The 21,650-nt window shown below is 41.8% G+C and carries 18 protein-coding genes; 6 read left to right on the forward strand and 12 right to left on the reverse strand.

The window, feature by feature from the left end; translation table 11 throughout:
• Positions 1-11 precede the first annotated feature (11 nt).
• Entirely contained in the window at positions 12-3,659 is a 3,648-nt protein-coding gene (locus tag ACED25_RS15405; protein WP_371695599.1) for a VWA domain-containing protein, read from the forward strand.
• Positions 3,660-3,752: 93 nt separating this feature from the next.
• Here ACED25_RS15405 and ACED25_RS15410 read toward each other — a convergent pair whose 3' ends face one another.
• Positions 3,753-4,946: a class I SAM-dependent methyltransferase gene (locus ACED25_RS15410; protein ID WP_009846634.1), complete on the reverse strand. Its 1,194-nt coding sequence runs from the start codon at positions 4,944-4,946 to the stop codon at positions 3,753-3,755.
• A 129-nt stretch (positions 4,947-5,075) separates the two neighbouring features.
• Positions 5,076-6,479 (reverse strand): methyl-accepting chemotaxis protein, encoded by a 1,404-nt coding sequence (locus tag ACED25_RS15415; RefSeq protein WP_371695600.1) that lies wholly within the window; start codon positions 6,477-6,479, stop codon positions 5,076-5,078.
• 88 nt (positions 6,480-6,567) lie between these two features.
• On the opposite strand from ACED25_RS15415, the gene yccX reads away from it, so the two are divergent.
• Positions 6,568-6,855: an acylphosphatase gene (gene yccX, locus ACED25_RS15420; RefSeq protein ID WP_009846636.1), complete on the forward strand. Its 288-nt coding sequence runs from the start codon at positions 6,568-6,570 to the stop codon at positions 6,853-6,855.
• A 54-nt stretch (positions 6,856-6,909) separates the two neighbouring features.
• Here yccX and ACED25_RS15425 read toward each other — a convergent pair whose 3' ends face one another.
• The 6 genes from ACED25_RS15425 to ACED25_RS15450 all read right to left on the reverse strand — a co-directional run bounded on the left by ACED25_RS15425 (position 6,910) and on the right by ACED25_RS15450 (position 12,569).
• Positions 6,910-7,239 (reverse strand): TusE/DsrC/DsvC family sulfur relay protein, encoded by a 330-nt coding sequence (locus ACED25_RS15425; protein WP_029225525.1) that lies wholly within the window; start codon positions 7,237-7,239, stop codon positions 6,910-6,912.
• 159 nt (positions 7,240-7,398) lie between these two features.
• Positions 7,399-8,064, reverse strand: a complete 666-nt coding sequence (locus ACED25_RS15430; protein WP_012603870.1) for a Bax inhibitor-1/YccA family protein — start codon at positions 8,062-8,064, stop codon at positions 7,399-7,401.
• A 313-nt stretch (positions 8,065-8,377) separates the two neighbouring features.
• Positions 8,378-9,142 carry an amino acid ABC transporter ATP-binding protein gene (locus tag ACED25_RS15435; RefSeq protein ID WP_009846639.1) on the reverse strand — a complete coding sequence of 255 codons (765 nt, stop codon included), beginning with the start codon at positions 9,140-9,142 and terminating at the stop codon, positions 8,378-8,380.
• A gap of 22 nt (positions 9,143-9,164) precedes the next feature.
• Positions 9,165-10,262 carry an amino acid ABC transporter permease gene (locus ACED25_RS15440; protein WP_009846640.1) on the reverse strand — a complete coding sequence of 366 codons (1,098 nt, stop codon included), beginning with the start codon at positions 10,260-10,262 and terminating at the stop codon, positions 9,165-9,167.
• A gap of 1 nt (position 10,263) precedes the next feature.
• Positions 10,264-11,469 (reverse strand): amino acid ABC transporter permease, encoded by a 1,206-nt coding sequence (locus tag ACED25_RS15445; protein WP_009846641.1) that lies wholly within the window; start codon positions 11,467-11,469, stop codon positions 10,264-10,266.
• A 71-nt stretch (positions 11,470-11,540) separates the two neighbouring features.
• Positions 11,541-12,569, reverse strand: coding sequence for an amino acid ABC transporter substrate-binding protein (locus ACED25_RS15450; RefSeq protein ID WP_004733634.1), 1,029 nt, complete (start codon positions 12,567-12,569; stop codon positions 11,541-11,543).
• A 480-nt stretch (positions 12,570-13,049) separates the two neighbouring features.
• On the opposite strand from ACED25_RS15450, the gene ACED25_RS15455 reads away from it, so the two are divergent.
• Complete coding sequence (locus ACED25_RS15455) at positions 13,050-13,991, forward strand: bifunctional precorrin-2 dehydrogenase/sirohydrochlorin ferrochelatase (RefSeq protein ID WP_009846642.1); 942 nt, start codon at positions 13,050-13,052, stop codon at positions 13,989-13,991.
• 188 nt (positions 13,992-14,179) lie between these two features.
• Here the strand turns inward: ACED25_RS15455 and ACED25_RS15460 are convergent, their stop codons facing one another.
• Together ACED25_RS15460 and ACED25_RS15465 are read right to left on the reverse strand one after the other, a co-directional pair.
• Positions 14,180-14,662, reverse strand: coding sequence for a YajQ family cyclic di-GMP-binding protein (locus tag ACED25_RS15460; protein WP_004733632.1), 483 nt, complete (start codon positions 14,660-14,662; stop codon positions 14,180-14,182).
• A gap of 12 nt (positions 14,663-14,674) precedes the next feature.
• On the reverse strand, positions 14,675-15,733 hold the full coding sequence (locus ACED25_RS15465; RefSeq protein WP_009846643.1) for a 3-deoxy-7-phosphoheptulonate synthase: 1,059 nt from the start codon (positions 15,731-15,733) through the stop codon (positions 14,675-14,677).
• 207 nt (positions 15,734-15,940) lie between these two features.
• On the opposite strand from ACED25_RS15465, the gene ACED25_RS15470 reads away from it, so the two are divergent.
• Positions 15,941-16,828, forward strand: coding sequence for a putative PEP-binding protein (locus ACED25_RS15470; RefSeq protein ID WP_017103473.1), 888 nt, complete (start codon positions 15,941-15,943; stop codon positions 16,826-16,828).
• Positions 16,829-17,004: 176 nt separating this feature from the next.
• The gene (locus ACED25_RS15475; RefSeq protein WP_017101198.1) at positions 17,005-17,490 is read left to right on the forward strand and encodes a PaaI family thioesterase; all 486 of its coding nucleotides are present in this window, start codon (positions 17,005-17,007) and stop codon (positions 17,488-17,490) included.
• A gap of 119 nt (positions 17,491-17,609) precedes the next feature.
• Here ACED25_RS15475 and ACED25_RS15480 read toward each other — a convergent pair whose 3' ends face one another.
• On the reverse strand, positions 17,610-18,965 hold the full coding sequence (locus tag ACED25_RS15480) for a hypothetical protein (RefSeq protein ID WP_012603874.1): 1,356 nt from the start codon (positions 18,963-18,965) through the stop codon (positions 17,610-17,612).
• Between the two features lie 28 nt (positions 18,966-18,993).
• On the opposite strand from ACED25_RS15480, the gene ACED25_RS15485 reads away from it, so the two are divergent.
• A complete protein-coding gene (locus ACED25_RS15485; RefSeq protein WP_009846647.1) occupies positions 18,994-19,902 on the forward strand; it encodes a S1 RNA-binding domain-containing protein in 909 nt (302 codons plus the stop codon).
• Positions 19,903-20,705: 803 nt separating this feature from the next.
• Here ACED25_RS15485 and ACED25_RS15490 read toward each other — a convergent pair.
• Entirely contained in the window at positions 20,706-21,617 is a 912-nt protein-coding gene (locus ACED25_RS15490; protein WP_371695603.1) for a LysR family transcriptional regulator, read from the reverse strand.
• Between the last annotated feature and the right edge of the window lie 33 nt (positions 21,618-21,650).

Raw genomic sequence — 21,650 nt, forward strand, 5'->3', positions numbered from 1 at the left:
CGGAAGACTACGTGATCACCTTAGAGGGTCAACAAGTCACGGGCACCATTTTAGATAGTGACGTAACAATCAAAGTCCACGATGCTGTGCCTGTGAATGAAGGAGATAAAGCATCCTTTAAAGTGACATTAAATGAAGCCTCTTCTGAAAAACAGTATGTTAAATTTGAAGCGACAACAAACGGTTACGATACTGAATTTGATGACATCGATACCAATAGCCTAACTTACGAATACAAAGATGCTAACGGCGATTTCCAAGTTGCAAATGTTGTTAACGGTTATGTAGAAATTCCGGCAGGAAGAACTGAACTTCGTGTAACGGTTCAAACCGTACAAGACGATAAGTTTGAATGGACTGAACGTTTTGGACTTCACATTGTAGATACAAAATCTCAGGTAGGTGGAACGTCAAGTATTGATGAAGCGAATTCTGATCTGAAAGGTCAAGGTACAATCAAGTTAGATCATTCAGATAACCCTACGCTTACATTGACGAATGCTAATGCTGTTGATGAAGGAAACACGGCCGTATTTGATGGGCAACTATCGAAGGTGTCTGAAGCGTCGATTGAGATGAAAGTCGAGTTTGAATTTTCTAATGGCGTTGGCAAAGCAAACCTTGAGGATTTAGCCGCAGACAGTAGTAAGCCGTTTGCTGGGGTTACAGTCACTTATGTTTCTGGCGGAGTGATTAAGACTATTTCGGTAAATGAAGTGAATGGAACATTCACACTTCCTGCGAAAGTTACGGATTTCAAAGTTAATGTAGATACAGTAAATGATAACCGTTTCGAAACATCAGAAGACTTTGGAATTAAGTTGAGTGAGATACCTTTCCAATCTTCAACTGATGCTAGTAAAGATGTAATCATCAATAGCGGTCAGCACGGTGTATCAGCTACGGGCTCTATAAATGAAGATGCTTCTGATAAACCCGCAATAAGTGTGTCCGATGCTCTTGCTGTTAAAGAAGGTGGAGTGTTGGAGTACAGTGTTGCACTTACAGGTTCTTCTGATATAGAAGTTAAATATTCATTTAACTTCCCGAATAGTAGTGATGTTAGAAAAGCAGACATTTCGTTTACGGATGGCGTTAAACTGAGTGCAGATAAGCAATCTATTATTGTGCCTAAAGGCGTATCTTACTTTAAAGTTATTGTTCCGACATTAGATGACGTTCTTGTAGAAAATACTGAAAATTACACCATTACTATTGGTGGCGACACAGGTACTGGCTCGATACTCGACAATGAAGTTGCACCTGTCATCAGGAATCAGTCAGTCAGTGTGTCTGAAGAAGCTCTTAGTGGGGGTATTACGGATACGATAGGTTTGCCGAGTGATTCTACTGATGGACACTCTGTTCAGGGGGATTTGTCTATTACCGATGCCAATGGTAACTGGTCTGACACTGTATTTAGTGAATCAAGTTCAATTACAGTAACAACATCAACTGGCCAACCTCTGACATCTGAAGGGCATACAATTACTTGGAGTGTATCAAATAATGGTCACACACTTCTTGGCGAAGCTAACGGTAAACCTGTTATTGAAGCGACTTTAAATAGTAGTGGACATTATGAGGTACAACTTAAAGCTCCTGTTGATCACCCTAATACCAGTGGAGAAGATAACTTATCGATTCATATTCCCGTGATTGCTAAGGATACTTCCGGGTTGTCTAGCTCTGGAGGTCAGATTACGGTTTCAATTGAAGACGACCAGCCAGATGCTAAATATGAAGAAATTGATACGACTATTCATACTGTAGGCACTAATGTTCAGCTTATTTTGGATGTTTCTGGATCAATGAAAGGAGATCGTTTCGATGTTCTTAAAGCATCCGTACTGCAAATGCTTAATCAATATGCGGGAGCATCAGATAATGTTCGTGTTCAGCTTATAACATTCAACTATAACGTTTCTCTAGTTGAGCATAATAACAAAGCATGGATGACTGTCGACGAAGTGAAGGGTTATATCAACGCACTACAGGCCGGTGGTGGTACCGCTTATGATGACGCGATACAAGGTGGTAAGAATTATTGGAATACGGACTCCAGTTTACGTATACCTAACGCAAATAACGTCAGTTATTTCATCAGCGATGGTGCAACACATGAAAATGATAAAATAGATAGATATGAAGAGGCTTCATGGAAGCAGCATTTAACTACTAACAATATTACCGCGCACGCAGTTGGAATTGATCTAAAAGGTAACAGAACTCAGATCAACAAAGTTGCATATGATGGAACAGGTCCCAAAGATAAAAACGCGGAGTTGATTGATGATGAATCTCAGCTGAGTGATGCACTTATTAACTCAATCGTACAAAACGTAACAGGTTCAATCTCAGGTAGCGGTTCTGGTTCTGGTTCTGGTTTTGGGGCAGATGGTGGTTACGTAAGTCAGATAAAATTTGGAACTGGCTCATTTAACTTTAATGGTTCGACTATCTCAACATCGGGAACTTTGCCTTCGAATATTAGCTATTCTAAGGATGAAGCAACCAACAAATTAACCATAACCGTCGATGGTAAGTTCGTATTTGTAATTGACCTTGACACCGGAGCGTATGAGTTTAGTGGTAAACCTCAAGATAGGCCTTCAACACTTGATTTTGATTACACACTGAAAGACGGTGATGGTGATACTAGTAGTAATAAGTTGGTGTTTAATGTTCCTGCTAGTAAATCCGGTTTAGATATTAGTGCGCCAGGTGATGCGGTCGATACTCTTAAGCTATACCATCATCAAAATGGTGATGCTAAGCTTCAATGGAGCTCTGTTGGAACGGATTCAACAACAGAGTATTTCACGAAATCAGAAGTGGCTAATGGATTTAAAGTAAATGTTGGTGCTGGAGGAGATCATGTACACCTTGGAAAAGGCGACGATATCATTTGGCTTGGTGACAGTCATTCAAAGTTAGATGATACAGCGGGTGATAGTGCATCTAAGCAGGCTAACGCTCAAGCGACATTAGAATCATTTACTAACGGTTCAGACAGTAGCTTGTTAGCATCAAACAGTAATGGTGAAGGTGCAGCCTTTAATAACTCTATGCCGAGTCAAAGTAACGCGTATTTAGATATTGCTCATAGTGGTGCTGGCGATGATTATGTATACGGTGAAAAAGGTATAGATGTCATTTTCGGTAGTGCTGGTAATGATTACCTAGATGGCGGACAAGGTAATGATGGCCTCCGAGGTGGAACGGGCAACGATACAGTTAAAGGTGGTGCTGGTGAAGATATTCTTATCGGTGGTCTTGGTAACGATATATTAACTGGCGGCAGTGATGACGATATCTTTAAGTTTGTGGATCAAGACACGACTAGTTCTCGGAATGACATTAGAGATGGTGAAAGAGATGTTATTACTGACTTTACAAAGGGACAGGATAAGATAGATTTATCAGAACTACTGCACACAGATGCGAATGATACTATAGACAGTTTACTTAAGAGTAATCAAATTGGTGTTGTTGAAGGTAACGGTGATTTAACTGTTACAATCTCTCAAGCAGGGACTTCGGTTGGTGAGAATAGTCAACAAATTGTTCTTGAAGGTGCTGCTGGCCAGTACGCGGGGCTATCTGAGAGTGCAATCCTAAGTGATTTACTGAAGATATACGATACAACAAGCAACTAAACAAAAAGGGCCGAAAGGCCCTTTTTTTATATCTTAATTTAGTAAAGTAATCGCGCTTAAGAAACCTTACGTTGAGGTTGCAACACCCTACAGTTACAACACTTTACAGGCAAAACCTTTTAGGTAGAAGCCTTCTGGGTACGCTGTATCTGTTAGGTGGTCAGCGGCTTGCTCGAAGCGCTCGACAAATTTAACGGTTCTTCCTGCATCTAGAGCAGCGTCAGCGATGATTTTTTGGAATAAATCAGTGCCCATCAAGCCAGAGCAAGAGTAGGTGAGTAGAGTGCCACCAGGGTTTAAGATTTGCATTGCAAGCATGTTTACATCTTTGTAGCCGTTAGCTCCTGATGTTAGGTTATTTTTGCTTGAAACGAACTTTGGTGGGTCCATGATCACGACGTCAAACTTAGTGCCTTGATCTCGGTATTCACGAAGTAGTTTAAATACGTCTGCGTTTAGGAATACAGCGCGTTTTTTTGAGATATCAAACTCATTGAGTTCAGCGTTGAACTTAGCTGTATCAAGAGCTAATTGAGACACATCTGCGTTGATTACACGTTTTGCGTCGCCTTTCAGTGCGTAAAGACCAAAGCCGCCAGTGTATGAGAAACAGTTAAGCACATCTTTGCCTTTAACATACTTCATTGACTCTTTACGGCTATCACGTTGGTCCATGTAGAAGCCAGTTTTGTGGCCTTCCATAATGTTTACGCTGATTTTGACGCCGTTTTCTTCAATGACGATAGATTTTGGTGGCTCTTCACCGTGAAGTACACCAACAACTTGTTCTAGGCCTTCTTTTTTACGAACTGCTACGTCTGAACGCTCGTAAATATTACAGTCTGGGAAGCATTCAATTAAAGCTTCAACCAATACGCTCTTATTGAATTCAGCGCCCGCACTTAGTAGTTGGCAAACTAGGTAGTCTTGATATTTGTCGATAGTGATACCTGGCAGTCCATCAGACTCTGCAGCGGTAAGGCGGTAGCCAGTTAAACCATCACGCTCAATGATGTCTTCACGCAGTGATTGCGCGTCTTGAATTCGTTTTACGAAGAACGCTTTGTTAATTTCTTCTTTTTCAAATGTCCAAACACGAGCTCGAATTTGAGATTCTGGTGAGTAAGCCGCTTTTGCTAGCCATTGACCATTCTGAGCATATACGTCTACAGTTTCACCTTGTTGTGGTTCGCCTTCGACCTTATCGATACCGCGTGAAAATACCCAAGGGTGTTTACGGCGTAGTGATTTATCTCGGCCTTTAGCTAGATGAATTGAAGGAGTCATAATTTACTCTGTTTGTTGAATTTGAAGGAGGTGTATTGTCGGGGAAGTACAAGGGAAAAGCAAATAAGAAAGGGCTGCAAAAGCAGCCCTTGTATTGAACCATCATTAGTTGGTGGCTAGATGTCAGTATTAAGCTTTAAGACCTGTCAGTAAACCTTCCATCGTATCGCTCTGCTTACGAAGTTGGTCAACGTTAGAGTTACTTTTACTGATCATCTCGCAGATGCCGTCTGATTGATGACGAATCTCTTCAACGCTTTGTGCAATGTTATCCGCAACGACACCTTGCTCTTCTGCAGCTGTAGCAATTTGCGTACTACTATCAGAAATAGACTGGTTTTTCTCAGCTAAAGAACCGATCTCAACGTTCACTTCCGACATCAGTGTTTGGCCTTCATTGGCATTGTTCACTGTCACTTCCATCAGTTTTGTTAACGACTGGCTATTACGTTGTAACGATTCGATCATGCTCTGAATTTCAACTGTCGCTTGTTGAGTTCGTCCGGCAAGGGCGCGAACTTCATCAGCAACAACTGCAAAACCACGCCCTTGCTCTCCAGCTCGAGCAGCTTCAATCGCAGCGTTTAGCGCTAACAGGTTAGTTTGTTCAGAGATACCATTGATGGTTGCGACTACTTCATCGATCTGCGCTGCATTAGCATCGAGTTCTTCTACTGCTTGCGAAGCCGATTGAATCTCTTGGGATAAGCTAGAGATCGATTCCAAAGTATTAGAAACCTTAACTTGACCACTTTGTGCGACACCACGAGCGTCCATTGTTTGAGTGCTTGAATCATGGGCAAGGGTAGCGACTTCGCGAATCGTTGCTGCCATTTGTTCAGTTGCGCTGGCGAGGCTATTCAAGTGCTCTTGTTGATTACTTGAGATATCTGAGCTTTGTTGCGTTGATTGGTTCAAATCCGAGCTGATTTGCTGCATGAGAGCAACGGACTCTTGGATTGAGAGAACCATGTTTTGTTCACGCTCGGCAACCTTATCGATAGTAATAGCAATTTCACTGAACTCATCGCGAACTAAAAAGTAGTTCATGCGACAAGTTAAATCGCCACTCGCAAGTGTGCTGAGTGCTTTGTTCATCGAGAACATAGCACCACCAATGAAAGTCATGATGTAGTAAACCCCTAGAGCGATCAACGTGAGAGTTACTGCAATAATCGATACCTGAGTAGTAGATAGAGCTGACCATAAGTTTTGGTCATGGCTTGCGACTAAACTGAAGGCGCCATTCATGACAGAAACAGATCCTGCACCATATCCTAAAGAGATGGTTTCAGAATTACTAATGAGTTGAGACACCTGATCTTTAGTGAGTTGTCCAGCTTCAATCAGCCCTTTCATCAGGAGCAATTCATCCTGATAAAGGTGAGCAAGTAAAGAGTCCGCGGCGCTATCTAAAACTAAAGTCAGTATAACCAGGGCGATAAGAGGTAATAAGAATAGTAGATAGAACTTTTCTTGGATTTTTAGGTGAATGAGATATTTGTCAATCCAACGAAACGGGATTTCTTTCATAATTGTAATACTCGAAGTAAGCCCACCAATAAATGGTGAATGAATAGAATCGCAACTATATCATCCATATAATTTATGAGGCAACGTTATGGATACTCTGCAGTATATTTTTGTCGTGTCAGGCGTAGTTCAGTGTGTTGGATTTCGTTATCACACCAGTAGGCAGGCGCAGGATTTGGGCATTTCCGGCTATGCAAAGAACCTAAATGATGGTCGAGTTGAAGTGTTAGCGGTCGGAGAGGTGCTGAAACTTGAGAAGTTACACGCTTGGCTTAATCTTGGACCACCGAGCGCAACAGTAGACAATGTCGTCATGCATCAAGTTAAAGATCATGAGCGGCAGGACGTACGTGTAGGGGAGTTTAAAATACTGTAGGACACTACAGTATTTAACTTTTTACGTTGAGATCAACCTAGCGCTATTTTAGTTCTACAAGCATTTTGCTGGTTTAGGTAAACCGGCGAGCTTGGTTGCTTGTTTGGCAGGGCCTTTTTTGAATAATTTGAAAAGGTACTTACTGTTGCCTTTTTCTGGACCGTGAGCTTTTTCCATTGCTTTCACGAGCATGCGAACCGCTGGTGAGGTGTTGAACTCTTCGTAAAAGCTTCTTACAAAATGTACGACTTCTAAGTGTGCATCAGTAAGTTCAATTTCCTCATCTTGAGCAAGAATTTCAATCATACCTTCTTCCCATTGAGTGTAATCCAACAGATAACCTTGAGCGTCGGTTTCGATTTGCTTGCCGTTATATTCAAACATGTTTAATCCAGAGTCCAATTAACTATCCGGATAGAGTACATGACCAAGTTTATCTTTCTCAACAGAAATTGTAGCTATCTCAAAAAATATTGCACTTATGGATAAAAAAAGCCCAAGAGATAGGCTCTTGGGCTAGATATGATTCAGTGATGGAAGCGATTAGTCGTCGTTACCCATAATGCCTAAGATGCTTAGTAGGCTGATGAAGATGTTGTAGATAGAAACATACAAGCTAATCGTTGCAGAGATGTAGTTCGTTTCACCACCACGAATGATGCTTTGCGTTGTTAGCAAGATTACACCAGTCGAGAATAGGATAAACATACCGCTCATTGCCAGTGATAGTAGTGGCATTTGTAGGAAGATGTTTGCAACCATGCCGACTAGCAGAACAACGAAACCAGCCATTAGCATACCGTTAAGGAATGAAAGGTCACGTTTAGTTGTTAGGGCGTAAGCAGATGCAGCCATAAATGCCAGTGCAGTACCGCCAAGTGCAGTTAGGATGACATCACCCATGCCTGCACCAACGTACATGTTTAAGATTGGACCGATGGTGTAGCCTAAGAAACCTGTAAATAGGAATGTGAAGACTAGACCCATGCTGTTGTCACGGTTCTTTTCTGTTAGGAATAGAAGGCCGTAGAAACCAACTAGCATAATGATAAGACCAGGGCGAGGAAGGTTCATCGCCATAGATACGCCTGCTACTACAGCAGACCAAAGTAGTGTCATAGACAGTAGTGCGTAGGTGTTACGCAACACTTTATTGGTTTGCAGAGCACTTTCTTGAGATGCTGTGCGTGAAAACATAGGGCTGTTCATAATCTTCCTCGTAAGGTGACTTCAATAGTTATTAGTACATTTATGGGGCTGAAAGTTCGAAAAATCAAGTCTTTCATTCCTCTTGTATACCTAAAATAATAATCAAAATAGTCGGTTAAGTGTTTCTGAAGGTGTAACAAAGTATTTCTAATGACGATAAAGTGTCGCTAACACTCGATGTTCAAACTTTTATAGTTACTGGCTAATGATTTATAACCTTTGGAAAACGAACGATAACATCGAAAAATAAAAAGAACATCGAAAAATAAAGAGGCGACCTAAGCCGCCTCTGTAGTTTATGCATCATAACATATTAATGGTGCAAGATTTGGCTCAAGAAGTTCTGCGTCCTATCCGATTGTGGGTTTTCAAAGAAGTCGACAGGGTTGTTCTCTTCTATGATTTCACCGGCATCCATAAAGATAACGCGATCTGCGACCTCTTTAGCAAAGCCCATCTCGTGCGTTACACACAACATTGTCATCCCTTCTTCGGCCAATTCGACCATTACGTCTAATACTTCACGAACCATTTCTGGGTCTAGTGCCGATGTTGGTTCATCAAATAGCATAACCTGAGGGTTCATACACAAAGAACGAGCGATTGCCACACGTTGCTGTTGTCCACCTGACAGTTGGCCTGGGAATTTATCCGCTTGTTCAGGGATTTTTACACGCTCAAGGAATTTCATCGCGATGGCTTCGGCTTCCTCTTTAGGCATCTTTTTGACCCAAATAGGGGCTAGAGTACAGTTCTCTAATACCGTCAGATGTGGAAACAAGTTGAAGTGTTGAAAACACATACCAACATCTCGGCGCACGGCTTCAATGTTTTTTAGGTCTTCCGTCAATTCATTACCTGAAACGAAGATATGACCCTTTTGGTGTTCTTCCAACCGGTTGATACAACGGATCATCGTTGATTTTCCTGAGCCAGAAGGGCCACAGATAACGATTTTTTCGCCTTTCTTAACCTCTAGATTGATGTTTTTAAGTACGTGGAATTCGCCGTACCATTTGTTCATGTCTTTTAACTCGATCATAAGACCTTGAGAGTTGTTTTCTGTTTGCTGCGTCATAATACGTCCTTGATCTTGTTAATTATCGTTTGTGACCGGTGTGAAGTCTGTTTTCCAGCCAAATCGAGTATCTCGACATGCCAAAACAAAACACCCAGAACACTAACGCGACAAATACATAACTTTCTGTTGAATACCCAAGCCACTCAGGGTCGGTATTCGCGGCTTGGCCAATCCCTAGTACATCAAACATACCGATAATCAAAACTAGACTGGTATCTTTGAACAAACCAATAAAGGTATTCACAATTGAAGGAATCGTGATTTTAAGAGCTTGAGGCAGAATGATAAGCCCCGTCTTTTTCCAATAGCTCAACCCTAGAGCGTCAGCGGCTTCGTATTGACCTTTTGGTATTGCTTGCAAACCACCACGGATTACTTCCGCCATATAAGCAGCACTAAACAGTACTACCCCAACAAGCGCACGTATCAGTTTATCGGTCTCCATCCCCTCTGATAAAAAGAGCGGAAGCATTACCGAGGCCATGAATAGAACCGTAATCAGTGGTACACCACGCCAGATTTCGATGTAAACGGTACACATACTGCGGATGATTGGCATCTCTGAACGACGCCCTAGCGCCAGTGCGACACCGATAGGCAGTGATACAACGATACCAACAAGTGCGATGATTAGTGTAACCAGTAGGCCGCCCCATTTATGGGTATCAACAACCTCTAGACCAAATACACCACCGTATAGTAAGCCTGCAATGATAAACGGGTAGATGTTTACGAAGAATAACCAAATCCACGTACGCTTAGGTGTTTTTTCGTAAGCTAACAAAGCAACAAAAATAGCTAATGTTGCGTAGAAAAAGCGAGGACGCCACAGTTCCGCTTCTGGGTAGAAGCCGTACATGAATTGGTCCCAACGGACGCTAATGAAAACCCAACAAGCGCCTTCGCTAGTACAGGCATCGCGTGTTGTTCCTATCCAGTCAGCGCTCAAGAATGCCCAATCAGCTATTGCCCATAATAAAGTGAAAGCAAAGTAAGCAAGCACCACAGTTACGACACTGTTAATTGGTCCATTAAATAGATTTTTTCTTAACCAACCGACAGGTCCAACAGTATTCGCTGGAGGCGGAAGATCAGGTTGAAATTGATGTGTACTCATCTTATCTCTCCACCAACGCTACTTTGCGGTTGTATATGTTCATTAGAGCAGATGTTAATAGGCTTAGGGTTAAGTAGACGCCCATTGTCATCGCGATTACTTCGATAGCTTGTCCAGTTTGGTTCAATGTTGTCCCTGCAAAGACAGATACAAGATCGGGATAACCAATGGCCATCGCAAGTGATGAGTTTTTGGTCAGGTTTAAATACTGACTAGTTAGTGGTGGGATAATAATTCTTAATGCTTGCGGAATAATGACTAGCTTAAGAGTTCTTGTTCGCGGGAGCCCTAGAGACATAGCAGCCTCTGTTTGCCCATGGTTTACCGCATTAATACCTGAACGCACAATCTCGGCGATGAATGCTGCTGTGTAGATACTTAAAGCGAGCATCAATGCTGCCAATTCAGGAATGATGCTGATACCACCTTTGAAGTTAAACCCTTTCAGAACAGGGTACTCCGCAGAGATAGGCATACCCATAACAAAGTAAGTGACTAATGGTAAGCCCACAATCAGCGCTGCAGCAATTCGCAACATTGGTGTTTGTTGGCCGGTTAGCTTTTGTTTGTTATTAGCCCAGATGTTGATAACAAAAGTAGCGATGATACCGACAATCAATGATGCGATGACAATGCTACTGCCTTGTTCTAACACTGGAGCTGGGAAGTACAAACCACGTACATTCAAGAAAATAGCTTCACCAAGGCTCATACTCTGACGAGCGGAAGGCAATGCTTGTAGAACGGCGAAATACCAAAAAAATATTTGTAGAAGAAGAGGAATATTTCGGAATATCTCAATGTAGACAGCTGCAAATCGGCTAACTAGCCAGTTTGAAGATAGCCTAGCGATACCCATACTAAAGCCCAGTACTGTGGCTAACATGATGCCTAATACTGAAACTAAAGCGGTATTGAGAAGACCGATAAAGAATGTACGACCGTATGAGAATGTTTCGTCGTATTCAATCAGTGTTAAGCCGATACCAAAACCAGCTTCTTGGGAGAGAAAATCAAAACCAGTGGCGATACCACGGGAATCTAAGTTTGTGAGTGCATTATTTACAATCGTGTAGAAGAAAGCACAAAGCGCCGCGACGGCGAGAATTTGGAAAACAATTGAGCGAAAAGTGGGGTTGTAAAAAAGGTTGGCACTTTTGGGCTGTGGTTTTTCTTGAGTTGGAGAAATAGTTTCATTAGGTTTCATACTGCTATAACCTCAAATCCATTTAATAAATAGGGCGGAAAAGTCCGCCCTAATTGATGCTTGTAAATTTATTAACGGATTGGTGGAGCGTACATAAAGCCGCCCGCATTCCATAGTGCGTTTACGCCACGAGAGATCTGTAGTGGTGAACCTGTACCAACAGTACGTTCGAAGCTCTCACCGTAGTTACCAACTTGTTTAATTACTTGGTAACCCCAATCGTCACGAATGCCAAGGCCTTTACCTTTAGGACCGTCAACACCAAGAATACGCTTGATGTTTGGATCTTTTGACTTAAGCATTTCGTCAGCATTCTTAGAAGAGATGCCGTACTCTTCTGCGTTAATCATGGCTGAAAGGGTCCATTTAGCAACGTTGAACCACTTGTCATCATCTTGACGAACAACAGGGCCTAGTGGCTCTTTAGATATGATTTCAGGAAGTACCTGTGCAGATTTAGGATCAGCAAGATTTAAGCGAAGTGCATATAGACCAGATTGGTCAGTTGTAAGAACATCACAACGACCCGCGTCGAAACCTTTTGATGTTTGTGCTGCCGTATCAAATACCACTGGCTTGTAAGACATGCCACTGTTACGGAAGTAATCGGCTAGGTTAAGTTCAGTCGTTGTACCTGATTGAACACACACTGAAGCGCCATCTAGTTCTTGAGCACTTGTTAGTCCAAGTTCTTTCTTAACCATGAAGCCTTGACCATCGTAGTAGTTAACGCCTACGAAGTTTAAACCTAGAGCAGTGTCACGATGTAGCGTCCATGTTGTATTACGAGATAGTACGTCTATTTCACCAGATTGAAGCGCGGTAAAACGCTCTTTTGCTGTTAGCGGTACATACTTAACTTTAGTCTTGTCACCGAGTACAGCCGCTGCAAGAGCTTGACAATACTCAACATCAATTCCTTCCCATTCACCTTTTGAGTTAGGGTTAGAGAACCCTGGAAGACCTGTACTTACACCACAAGTTAGAAAACCTTGAGATGTGACTTTGTCCAGAGTGCTTTCTGCCGCTGATGCTGATGTTGCCATCATCGCAGTTGATGCAGCTACTACTGAAGCAAGAAGTGTTAGTTTATTTGTCATTTGTATCCTTCCTTGTTAACCAGGTGACACCTGATACTCATACTCGTTTGAGTGTCTCTTGTGTGTTGCGTTGTCTATGACCTTGTTGCTCAAATTAAGCGAGTTGCATTTTGCAAATGAAACCGTGTGCGATTTAAACAACTGTTTATAAGGTTAGGAAAGGATCCGTAGTTTCACAAATGTATAATTTAAAAAGAATTTTGAATGAAATCACAAATCCGAACACAATTAGAATGACCAAATGTTAACTGAATGTAAATAGTGCAACGGTTCACACTGTTGGTGCAACGAGATTTAGGTTTTTATATTGATGGTGGGCTAGGTAAATATTCTGAATTAAAGTCGTATTGGTGGCGCATTGGCCTTAAGAAAGGTGGAAATTTGGTCAATAAATATTTTTATTACGCTTGGATAGTTATGAATATGCTCCAAATTTGGTAGCATGTCTGAATAGTTATTGAAGTAGTCTCAAGGAAGAACATGCGTTATTTCCCAATGTTTTTGGATGTAGAGAATAAGCCAATTCTAGTGGTTGGTGGGGGCGAGGTTGCTTGCCGAAAAGTCGACAGTTTGCTGCGAGCGGGTGCTAATGTAACTTTGGTTTCTCCTAAGGTCGCACCTTACTTAAAAGAGCTAGCCGATGAAGACAAACTTCGTTGGGTTCAAAATTTTTACTCGTCACAGCTTATCTCGAAAAACTACTTACAAGTGTGGGCAACTACAGATAACCCAAACCTAAATCATCAAGTACATAATGATGCAAAAAAAATGGGTATTCTTGTCAATGTGGTCGATGACTTACCCTATTGTGACTTCATCACACCCTCAATGATAAATCGCGGACGAATCCAAATAGCGATCTCAAGTGGGGGAGCATCACCTGTTTTGGTGAGAAATATTAGAGAAAAACTCGAAACTGTATTGCCACAGAACATAGGTTTGATAGCGGACTTCGGTGCATCAAAACGCAATTCAATTAAAGAGTCCTTTCCTACTGTTGATGAACGCCGAAAATTCTGGGAGCGCTTTTTGTCGTCCAGTTTTATTAATCAAGTGACGGATAGGGATCAACTTGAATCGTATTATCAACAGTCGTTGACTGAGCAAGTTGATAGTGAAGGGCAGGTCACTTGGATCGAATTTGAAGAAGATGTTGAGCTACTTTCTATGAAGGCTTTACGTCTGATGCAAGAGGCAGAGCTAGTACTTTCACCAATCGATTGTCCATTCGAATTTATAGACTTATGCCGTCGAGATGCAGAAAGAGAGAGCTATGTTAATAGCGGAGAGCTATCAACCAAGCTTGAGCAAGCCAGAGCTGAGAAATTACGAGTGTGTGTGTTTATTCCACCAGCAAGCGTAGAGTTTAATCTATTGGTAGGTAAAGACCTGAAACTGTCTGCTGCAAAAGTGCTCAGGTGAGTGGTAGTTGATAGATTTTAGTTGAAGCGAGCGCTTTTTAGTTGTTTGCAAATCGGCTAGAGACCCTGAATAAGACTGACCGATAAATAAAAAGCCACTTCCTAAAAGAAGTGGCTTTTTGTGATTTTAAACACGACATTGTGCTGATGAATGAGCAACCACAATAAGCAGTCGCTCAAACTCGAAAATTAGTCGCGGAAGTTGTCAAACTGGAAAGGTTGACCAAGTTCACCGCTGCGAACTAGAGCCATAACAGCTTGTAGGTCATCACGCTTTTTACCCGTTACACGAACTTTGTCGCCTTGGATAGAAGCTTGAACTTTAACTTTGTTGTCTTTGATTAGCTTAACGATCTTCTTAGCAACATCCGTTTCGATACCTTGCTTAAAGATAACCGTTTGGTGCCAAGTGCGACCTGTTTGGTCTGCTGCTTTCGCTTCCATCGCGTTAGGATCAACATTACGTTTTGTTAGGTTGCTACGAAGGATATCGCGCATTTGCTTCAGTTGAAAATCGTCTTGAGCAGTCAATTTTACTGATTCATCTTTGTAATCAAAGCTTGCTTCAACGCCGCGAAAATCGAAACGAGTCGATAGTTCACGGTTTGCGTTGTCTACCGCGTTACGCAGTTCTACTGCTTCTACTTCAGAGATAATGTCAAATGATGGCATTGTGTTGTTTCCTTAAGCTAAGTTTCTATCTTTAATTGCTGTTGCAAGCATATCTAGCATTGTTGCAGTATCTTCCCAGCTTAGGCATGGGTCAGTAATAGACTTGCCGTATTCTAGGTTGTTGATATCTGTCATTGGCTGGTTACCTTCAACAATGAAGCTTTCCGCCATGATGCCTGCAATTTGATTCTTGTTAGATTTGATTTGCTCACAAATGTCTTGTGCAACTTCTAACTGTTTACGGTGCTGTTTCTGACAGTTAGCGTGGCTAAAGTCTACAACCAAACGTTGAGGTAGATCGAATTCAGCCAGTTGCTTACATGCGTTATCTACAGATTCAGCATCGAAGTTAGGGCCTTTATCGCCACCACGTAGAATTACGTGACCGTATGGGTTACCAGAAGTACGGTAAACCGTCATGCGGCCGTTCTTATCTGGCGAGTAGAAGTAGTGTGAAGCATGCGCAGCACGAATCGCATCAATGGCAATTTTGATGTTGCCGTTAGTCGCGTTTTTGAAGCCAACTGGGCAAGACAGTGCAGAAGCCATTTCACGGTGAATCTGAGATTCAGTCGTGCGAGCACCAATTGCGCCCCAAGTGATAAGGTCTGCAATGTACTGGCCGGTGATCATATCAAGGAATTCAGTCGCGGTAGCTAGGCCAAGCTTGTTGATATCTAGCAATAGCTTACGTGCTTTATTCAAGCCTGTTTCAAGTGCGTATGAACCATCGAGATTCGGATCGGTAATTAAACCTTTCCAACCTACAACCGTACGAGGCTTCTCGAAGTAGGTTCTCATGACAACGAACAGTTCATCTTTGTATTGATCTTGAATCTGGCTTAGACGTTCAGCGTAATCAAGTGCCGCATCTGTATCGTGAACAGAGCAAGGACCAACGATAACTAATAGGCGATTATCACGACCCGTTAGGATATCTTCGATTTGGCGGCGAGAATTCTTAATGCGCTCAGCAACGTCGTCAGTAATAGGGTGTGCATTGCCTAATTCGGCAGGAGTTGGCATAGGACCCAGAGCTTGGGTTCTCAACTCATCAGTTTTTAATGGCATGTGATAGCTTTTTTATTCTATTGCGAAGTGGTTAAGATAACGGAATTGAACAGAGGAATAAACTCTCTTAAGTCAAAGTTATCTCTGTTATTGCTAATATTCTCATTTTTATCAGCAGGCCAACGTCAAATGGGGGATTTTCACTTGTATTAACAGGCAGCTATCGGTATTTTCGTTTGAACACAACATAAAAATGCTGGAGCAGCAATGACTCAAGAAAATCAAAGCACTTTGCACCCAGAACTTGTCTTAGGTGATGTGCTGCCTTCTTACAACGATAATAATAATTCCAACCATTTATACGTTTCATTATCTGAATTGGTCATGGATCGTGTCTTCTATCATCCAAGTATTGAAAGTCATTTAGAAACACTGACTGATATCGAAAAAACCTCTTTAGATGCGATCCTTGGCGATAAAACAGTCGATGAGCATTTTGTTTCGACCTTGGTTATTGCCATTCAAGCAGCCGTTCAGCCAAACCACGCCACTGTTCGTATTGCGTTAAGTAGTGCTGATAGCTATGGCTTCCGTTCGCTACTTGGTGGTAGCTGTGAAGCCGAAGAGATAAACCCGGCACTAGGTGTTCGTGGGGTTGCGCGTTATGCGACAGCCGAGTACAGCAAGGCTTTCGCTTTAGAGTGTCAGGTTATTAAAGTGCTGCGAGAGCAGGGTATTAACGTTGAAGTGGTTGTACCGTATGTACGAGCATTAAGCGATGCCGCTAAGATTATTGATTTGCTTGCAGAGCAAGGCTTACCACGCGGGCTTAATGGCTTGAAAGTTCTGTTCTCGTGCGATGTGCCGTCTGCTGTGCTACTAAGCGAAAGGTTACTTCATTACTTCGATGGTGTTGTGGTGAACGTTGATAGCTTAGCGTCTTTCACTTTAGGTGTAGACAAGCACAATGAAGCTCAGCAACACGCTTTTGATCCTCAAAACGAGGCGGTTATTACCTTGTTGAGTATGATTGTTAAAGCAACGCTGAACGCAAAGAAGCCCGTCCTGCTTGTGACTCAAGGCTTGGTGGACTACCCGCGCTTACAAGGGTTCATTGCGGATCTCGAAGGTGTAGAAACAGTCATCACTGCATAAACCAGCTTATTGTTTAGATAAATCAACTTGCTGTTTGAGTTTATCTAAGTCACTAAAGCTTAGAGAAAAATGGAGATATCATTATGCGATGATATCTCTTTTTCGTAACATTTTTTTGACATGTACATCGCTAATCGATTAACTGGTCTGATGACTTATTTGACTAGGTAATCCGAATGCTGACCCCTCTACAAAAAGCAAATTTCTACTTGAGCATGTTTGGCTTTTTCAAAGTACCTCTGATCTGGCTATGTCGACCAAAACTGCTCGCGCTGGATAATCAACATGTTGAAGTGAAAATTCCTCTCAAAAGGCGAACTAAGAACCACCTCAATAGTATGTATTTTGGTGTGTTAGCTGTGGGAGCTGACGTAGCAGGTGGTTTCCTTGCTATGAGTAAATCTCAGCAGCAGGGCGAAAAGATTTCTTTGGCATTTAAAGAGGTGACAGGTAATTTCTTGAAGCGTCCAGAAGGTGACGTACACTTCACTTGTAACGATGGTGAGCTGATCAACACTATGTTGGCAGAAACCATGTCTACTGGCGAGCGTGTGAATCAACCAGTGACCATCATAGCGACCTGCCCGTCTTTGCATGGCGACGAACCAATGGCGGAATTCACGCTAACACTTTCGATTAAGAAAGTCCCAGCTAGATCATAGCTCGGAAGTGTAAGGTTGGGCTGAATCTGAAGATCATAGTTCGACAGAAGTCGTTGAACAAGTGGAGGAGCGGTATGTGAATTGAATACCCACATACCGTACCGCACATCCTAACAACGTTATGATTCTTGAGTGATTTGCTCGATATCAACGATTTTTGAACGGTTCATGACTATTTTCCAGCGGTAATAGGTAGGCTCATCATCGTGATTGTTCTCTTTAATGATCAGGTTGAGCAGGTGGCGTTTTTCTACTGATTCTCGGCTTACTTGCCCTTCATTCATTCGATATACGTTATTTGAACCCTTGTCCATTAAGCGTGTCAGTGCTCTGAGGCTGATCGATACCGTTTCACGAGTCTCTTCGTAACCACTCATGAATGTCGATGTCGACATTTCTGTATGCGAACGATAGTGCAAAATTTGCTCTTCACGTTGAACAACACGCTTCTTGCGTATTGATTGAATACGGTCTGCTAACTTAGAAAAATTCGCGTAGTCCAACCATTCAAGCTTATGGCCGACAGATTTATTGGTTGTTGGATCAAAGTAGCGACGCTTCCACTTGGGTTTGCCTTTACGCAGCCAGCGCCACAGTATGTCTCTTAAATCATCTTTGAAGATTTCACGCAAAGCGTAAATGAATGACATCGATACGATGAAAGATGCGGTAATCTCTCCAAGAAAGTCGCGAGCTAATATAACGGTTGTGGTAACTACCACCATGACCAAGCCTGTGGCGATGCCTTTAACGGCTCTCTTCACGTTCTTACCCATTGATGTCGTCTTTTCTTTGAGGACGATAGGGTGTTCGATCAAGCGTCGTAACAGTCGCATCTTGTTGCTCAAACGCGTTACGTCTTCTCGTACCTTCGCTGAGTTATAGCGATTAAGTTTTCGATGGGCGGTCTCTTTTTCACAAAGCGTCAAGAGTCGCTCTTTTATCGTCGAGTATTCACTGCCACGTGGCATATGTGATACCAAAGATAAGAACTTTTGCTCCGTGTACCAAGAAAGGTAATTATCAATATTGGCATAATAGCGCTTTAGGTTTTCTTCATAAGGAATACTACGACGAAGCTTCTTGAGGATATCCAAAGCCAGTTCGATGACTTCATCGACGTCATCAGCCGTTACGTCGTCACTATCTGTCTTGTTCAAGCTGCTCACGGCTTTATCTAAAGCAATCACGTATTGATAGGCGAACAAACTCAAACTCACACGATACTGTGTCGTCGATAAGCGTCCGCGTTTTGCCAAGCGGCTGTGTACCAATGGTAATAGTGTCTTATCACTGTAGTAAGCGCGCTTTTGAGTAATTGAACTGTAGAAGAAGGCACTTTCAGAAAGTACTTCAGGAGTCAGTCCGAGTTCACCGGGAATGAATAGATAAACGTCCATATCGAGCTTTTTGGTCTTCGCCATCGCATGGTTAATTTTAAGTGTTATCGCATCTTGTTTATCAACGGTGATCAACGATGTCTCCTAGAATATAAAAATATGAATGAAACTAGCGAAAGCATATCAGAGATCACGTATAATCACCGCCAAATTTAAAGTAGAGACAATCTTGATGATTAATATTGGTCAAATAAACAACCTAGAAGTAGTAAAACAAGCAGACTTCGGTGTATTCCTTGACGCGAGCGACTATGGAACGGTGTTGCTGCCGAAACGATTTACTCCTGAAGGTGTTGAAATTGGTCAAAAGCTAGATGTTTTCTTATACATTGATTCTGACAACCAGATCGCTGCCACAACTGAAAAACCAATCGCTCAAGTAGGGCAGTTTGGCTTGATGACGGTTGAAGGTGTTAACAGCACTGGTGCATTCATGAGCTGGGGCGTGAAAGGTAAGGACCTTCTTGTTCCTTTCAGCGAGCAGCGCGGCCGTTTAAACGAAGGCCAGTCAATCTTAGTATATGTGTATATCGATAAAGCATCGAGCCGTATCGTTGGTACAACGAAGTTCAACAAATGGTTAGACAACACGCCTGCGACTTATAAGCAAAATGAACAAGTTGATCTCATTATCGCTGAGCGCAGCCAACTTGGTTACAAAGCGATCGTGAACGGTGAACACTGGGGTATGATTTTCCCATCAGACATCATCGGTAAGCTGTTTATTGGTAAGACACTAAAAGGCTACATTAAAAACGTTCGTGAAGAAGACGGTAAGATTGATTTGTCTCTTCAGAAAATTGGTGTCGCTAAGATGGATGACCTAAGCACTAAGGTTCTGGATCTTCTTGAGAAGAAGGGCGGTTACCTGCCTTTGAATGATAAGTCTTCTCCTGAAGCTATTTTCTCTGCATTCAGAACAAGTAAAGGTACGTTCAAGAAGACAATTGGTGGTTTGTACAAATCTGGCAAGATCACTATCGACAAAGAAGGTATCAGCTTAGTTAAATAAGCGATCCTTTCGGTCAAAAAAAAGCCCAAACCTTCCTGTTTGGGCTTAGGGGAAAGGGCTCCGAAGAGCCTACGCTAATCGTTTCAATCTTTTGACTATTAGATTGAAGTCTAGTTTAGATTTCCTAAAGTGCGATTTTTCTTATTTTAAATAGTGACTTGAATTGATGTTTGTATAATTAGTCGTTGATTTACAAGCGCTCGCACACAGAGTTACATGACCGGTAGAATAGGCCACCCAAAAAAAACATTAACTGAAGTAATCCCGTAAAGTTGGGCATTTCTGTTTAGCGGCTTTCAAGACCTGAGGTTGATATTCTATCGGAGTCAGGTCTGTTAGTTTCACTCCCTCCCCCCTTTATCATTGGTCAGCAATTGCATAAATATATTCTATAAAGTGATTGATGCGTATGGTGCTCTGCCCGAAAAATAGAGCATGTTCTCACAGCTAAATCGATCGTTGTTTTGATGCTAAAAACGTTCACGATCTTACCTGTAGCGGACTTTTCTGCGTTTATAGTTTAAGAGGTTTTGTTCCAAACTTGGTGATAATCTAAAGACTATTAAGTTCCAGAACAAGTTCACAAGGTTAGCTTGTATTTAGGTTGACTAAAAATTTATGAATAGCTAGGTAGTGAAATATTACAATTAAATTGTGACGCACATGTTAACTGGCATGTGTGACATTGTTCTATGTATTTTGCTTCTATTGGCGATTATTTTTTAATGAATATCTGCATTGAAAAATCACACTCAAAGCTGGATAGGACGGCGGAGTGTGATATTCATGACTTTTTCAATACATTATTGAACTAAATCAGCGGTAAATGCTTTGTTATAACTTGTACTCGTTTTTAGTTCGTTTTTAATCCATTTATTAAACAAACTAAAATCAGAATGTATTTGCCAGAAAAGGGATGCAGTAACTCGTTTACCAAATAGATCGGGATGACCTGTAATCATCTTCAGTTTACTTGCTTTTATATTGTCTTCAATAAGAAATTCTGGCAGAAAAGCAATACCTTTTTGAGCTGTGCAAAGATCAATAATGGTACCTAAATCATCCAGTCGCCATAAGTTGTAAGAGGTAATGTTTGAGAGGTTAATAAGATCTTCACAACCATCCATTAATAAAATCCGCTTCGATGATAGGTCAGATTTAAAAGATACTAGCTCTTCGCAGGCTACCCACCAATAGTTGACGTGAAATAACTCCTTTATATTGAAGTCGTTATTTGTCTTGTGATAGGGGTTACCTAACGCTAGGTCTATCTTTCCTTCATTGATATAGTTTCCTAAAACAAAGCTTGGCTTAGTTACAACGGATAGATCGACATTAGGGAATGCTTCCGAAAATGCTAATAGGGTCCTCTTTACATGATTATTAAACACTAATGGGTCTATACCAACGCGATAAACTATTCGGTCTGATATGTTCATTTGTTGTGAGATTGTTATTAACTCTCGGTATTTCGTTAGAACGGGTAAGGATAATTTGAAAAATCGCTCTCCTTTTTCCGTTAGCCAAACTTTAGAATGTTGTCTATTAAATACATCAAAACCTAAATCGGATTCAAGATTTTGCACAGCCGTGCTAACTGTTGACTGAGACTTTTTAAGCTTACGAGCAGCAGAGCTAAATGAACCTTCTTCGACTACCGCTATGAACGAAACAATATTTTCGAACTGTAGTTTGGCTTTGTTGCGTAATTCAATGGAACTAAATCAAGAACCTACGATCTGATCAGC

Source organism: Vibrio sp. 1F263, assembly GCF_041439035.1.
GTDB classification, from domain to species: Bacteria; Pseudomonadota; Gammaproteobacteria; order Enterobacterales; family Vibrionaceae; genus Vibrio; species Vibrio tasmaniensis_A.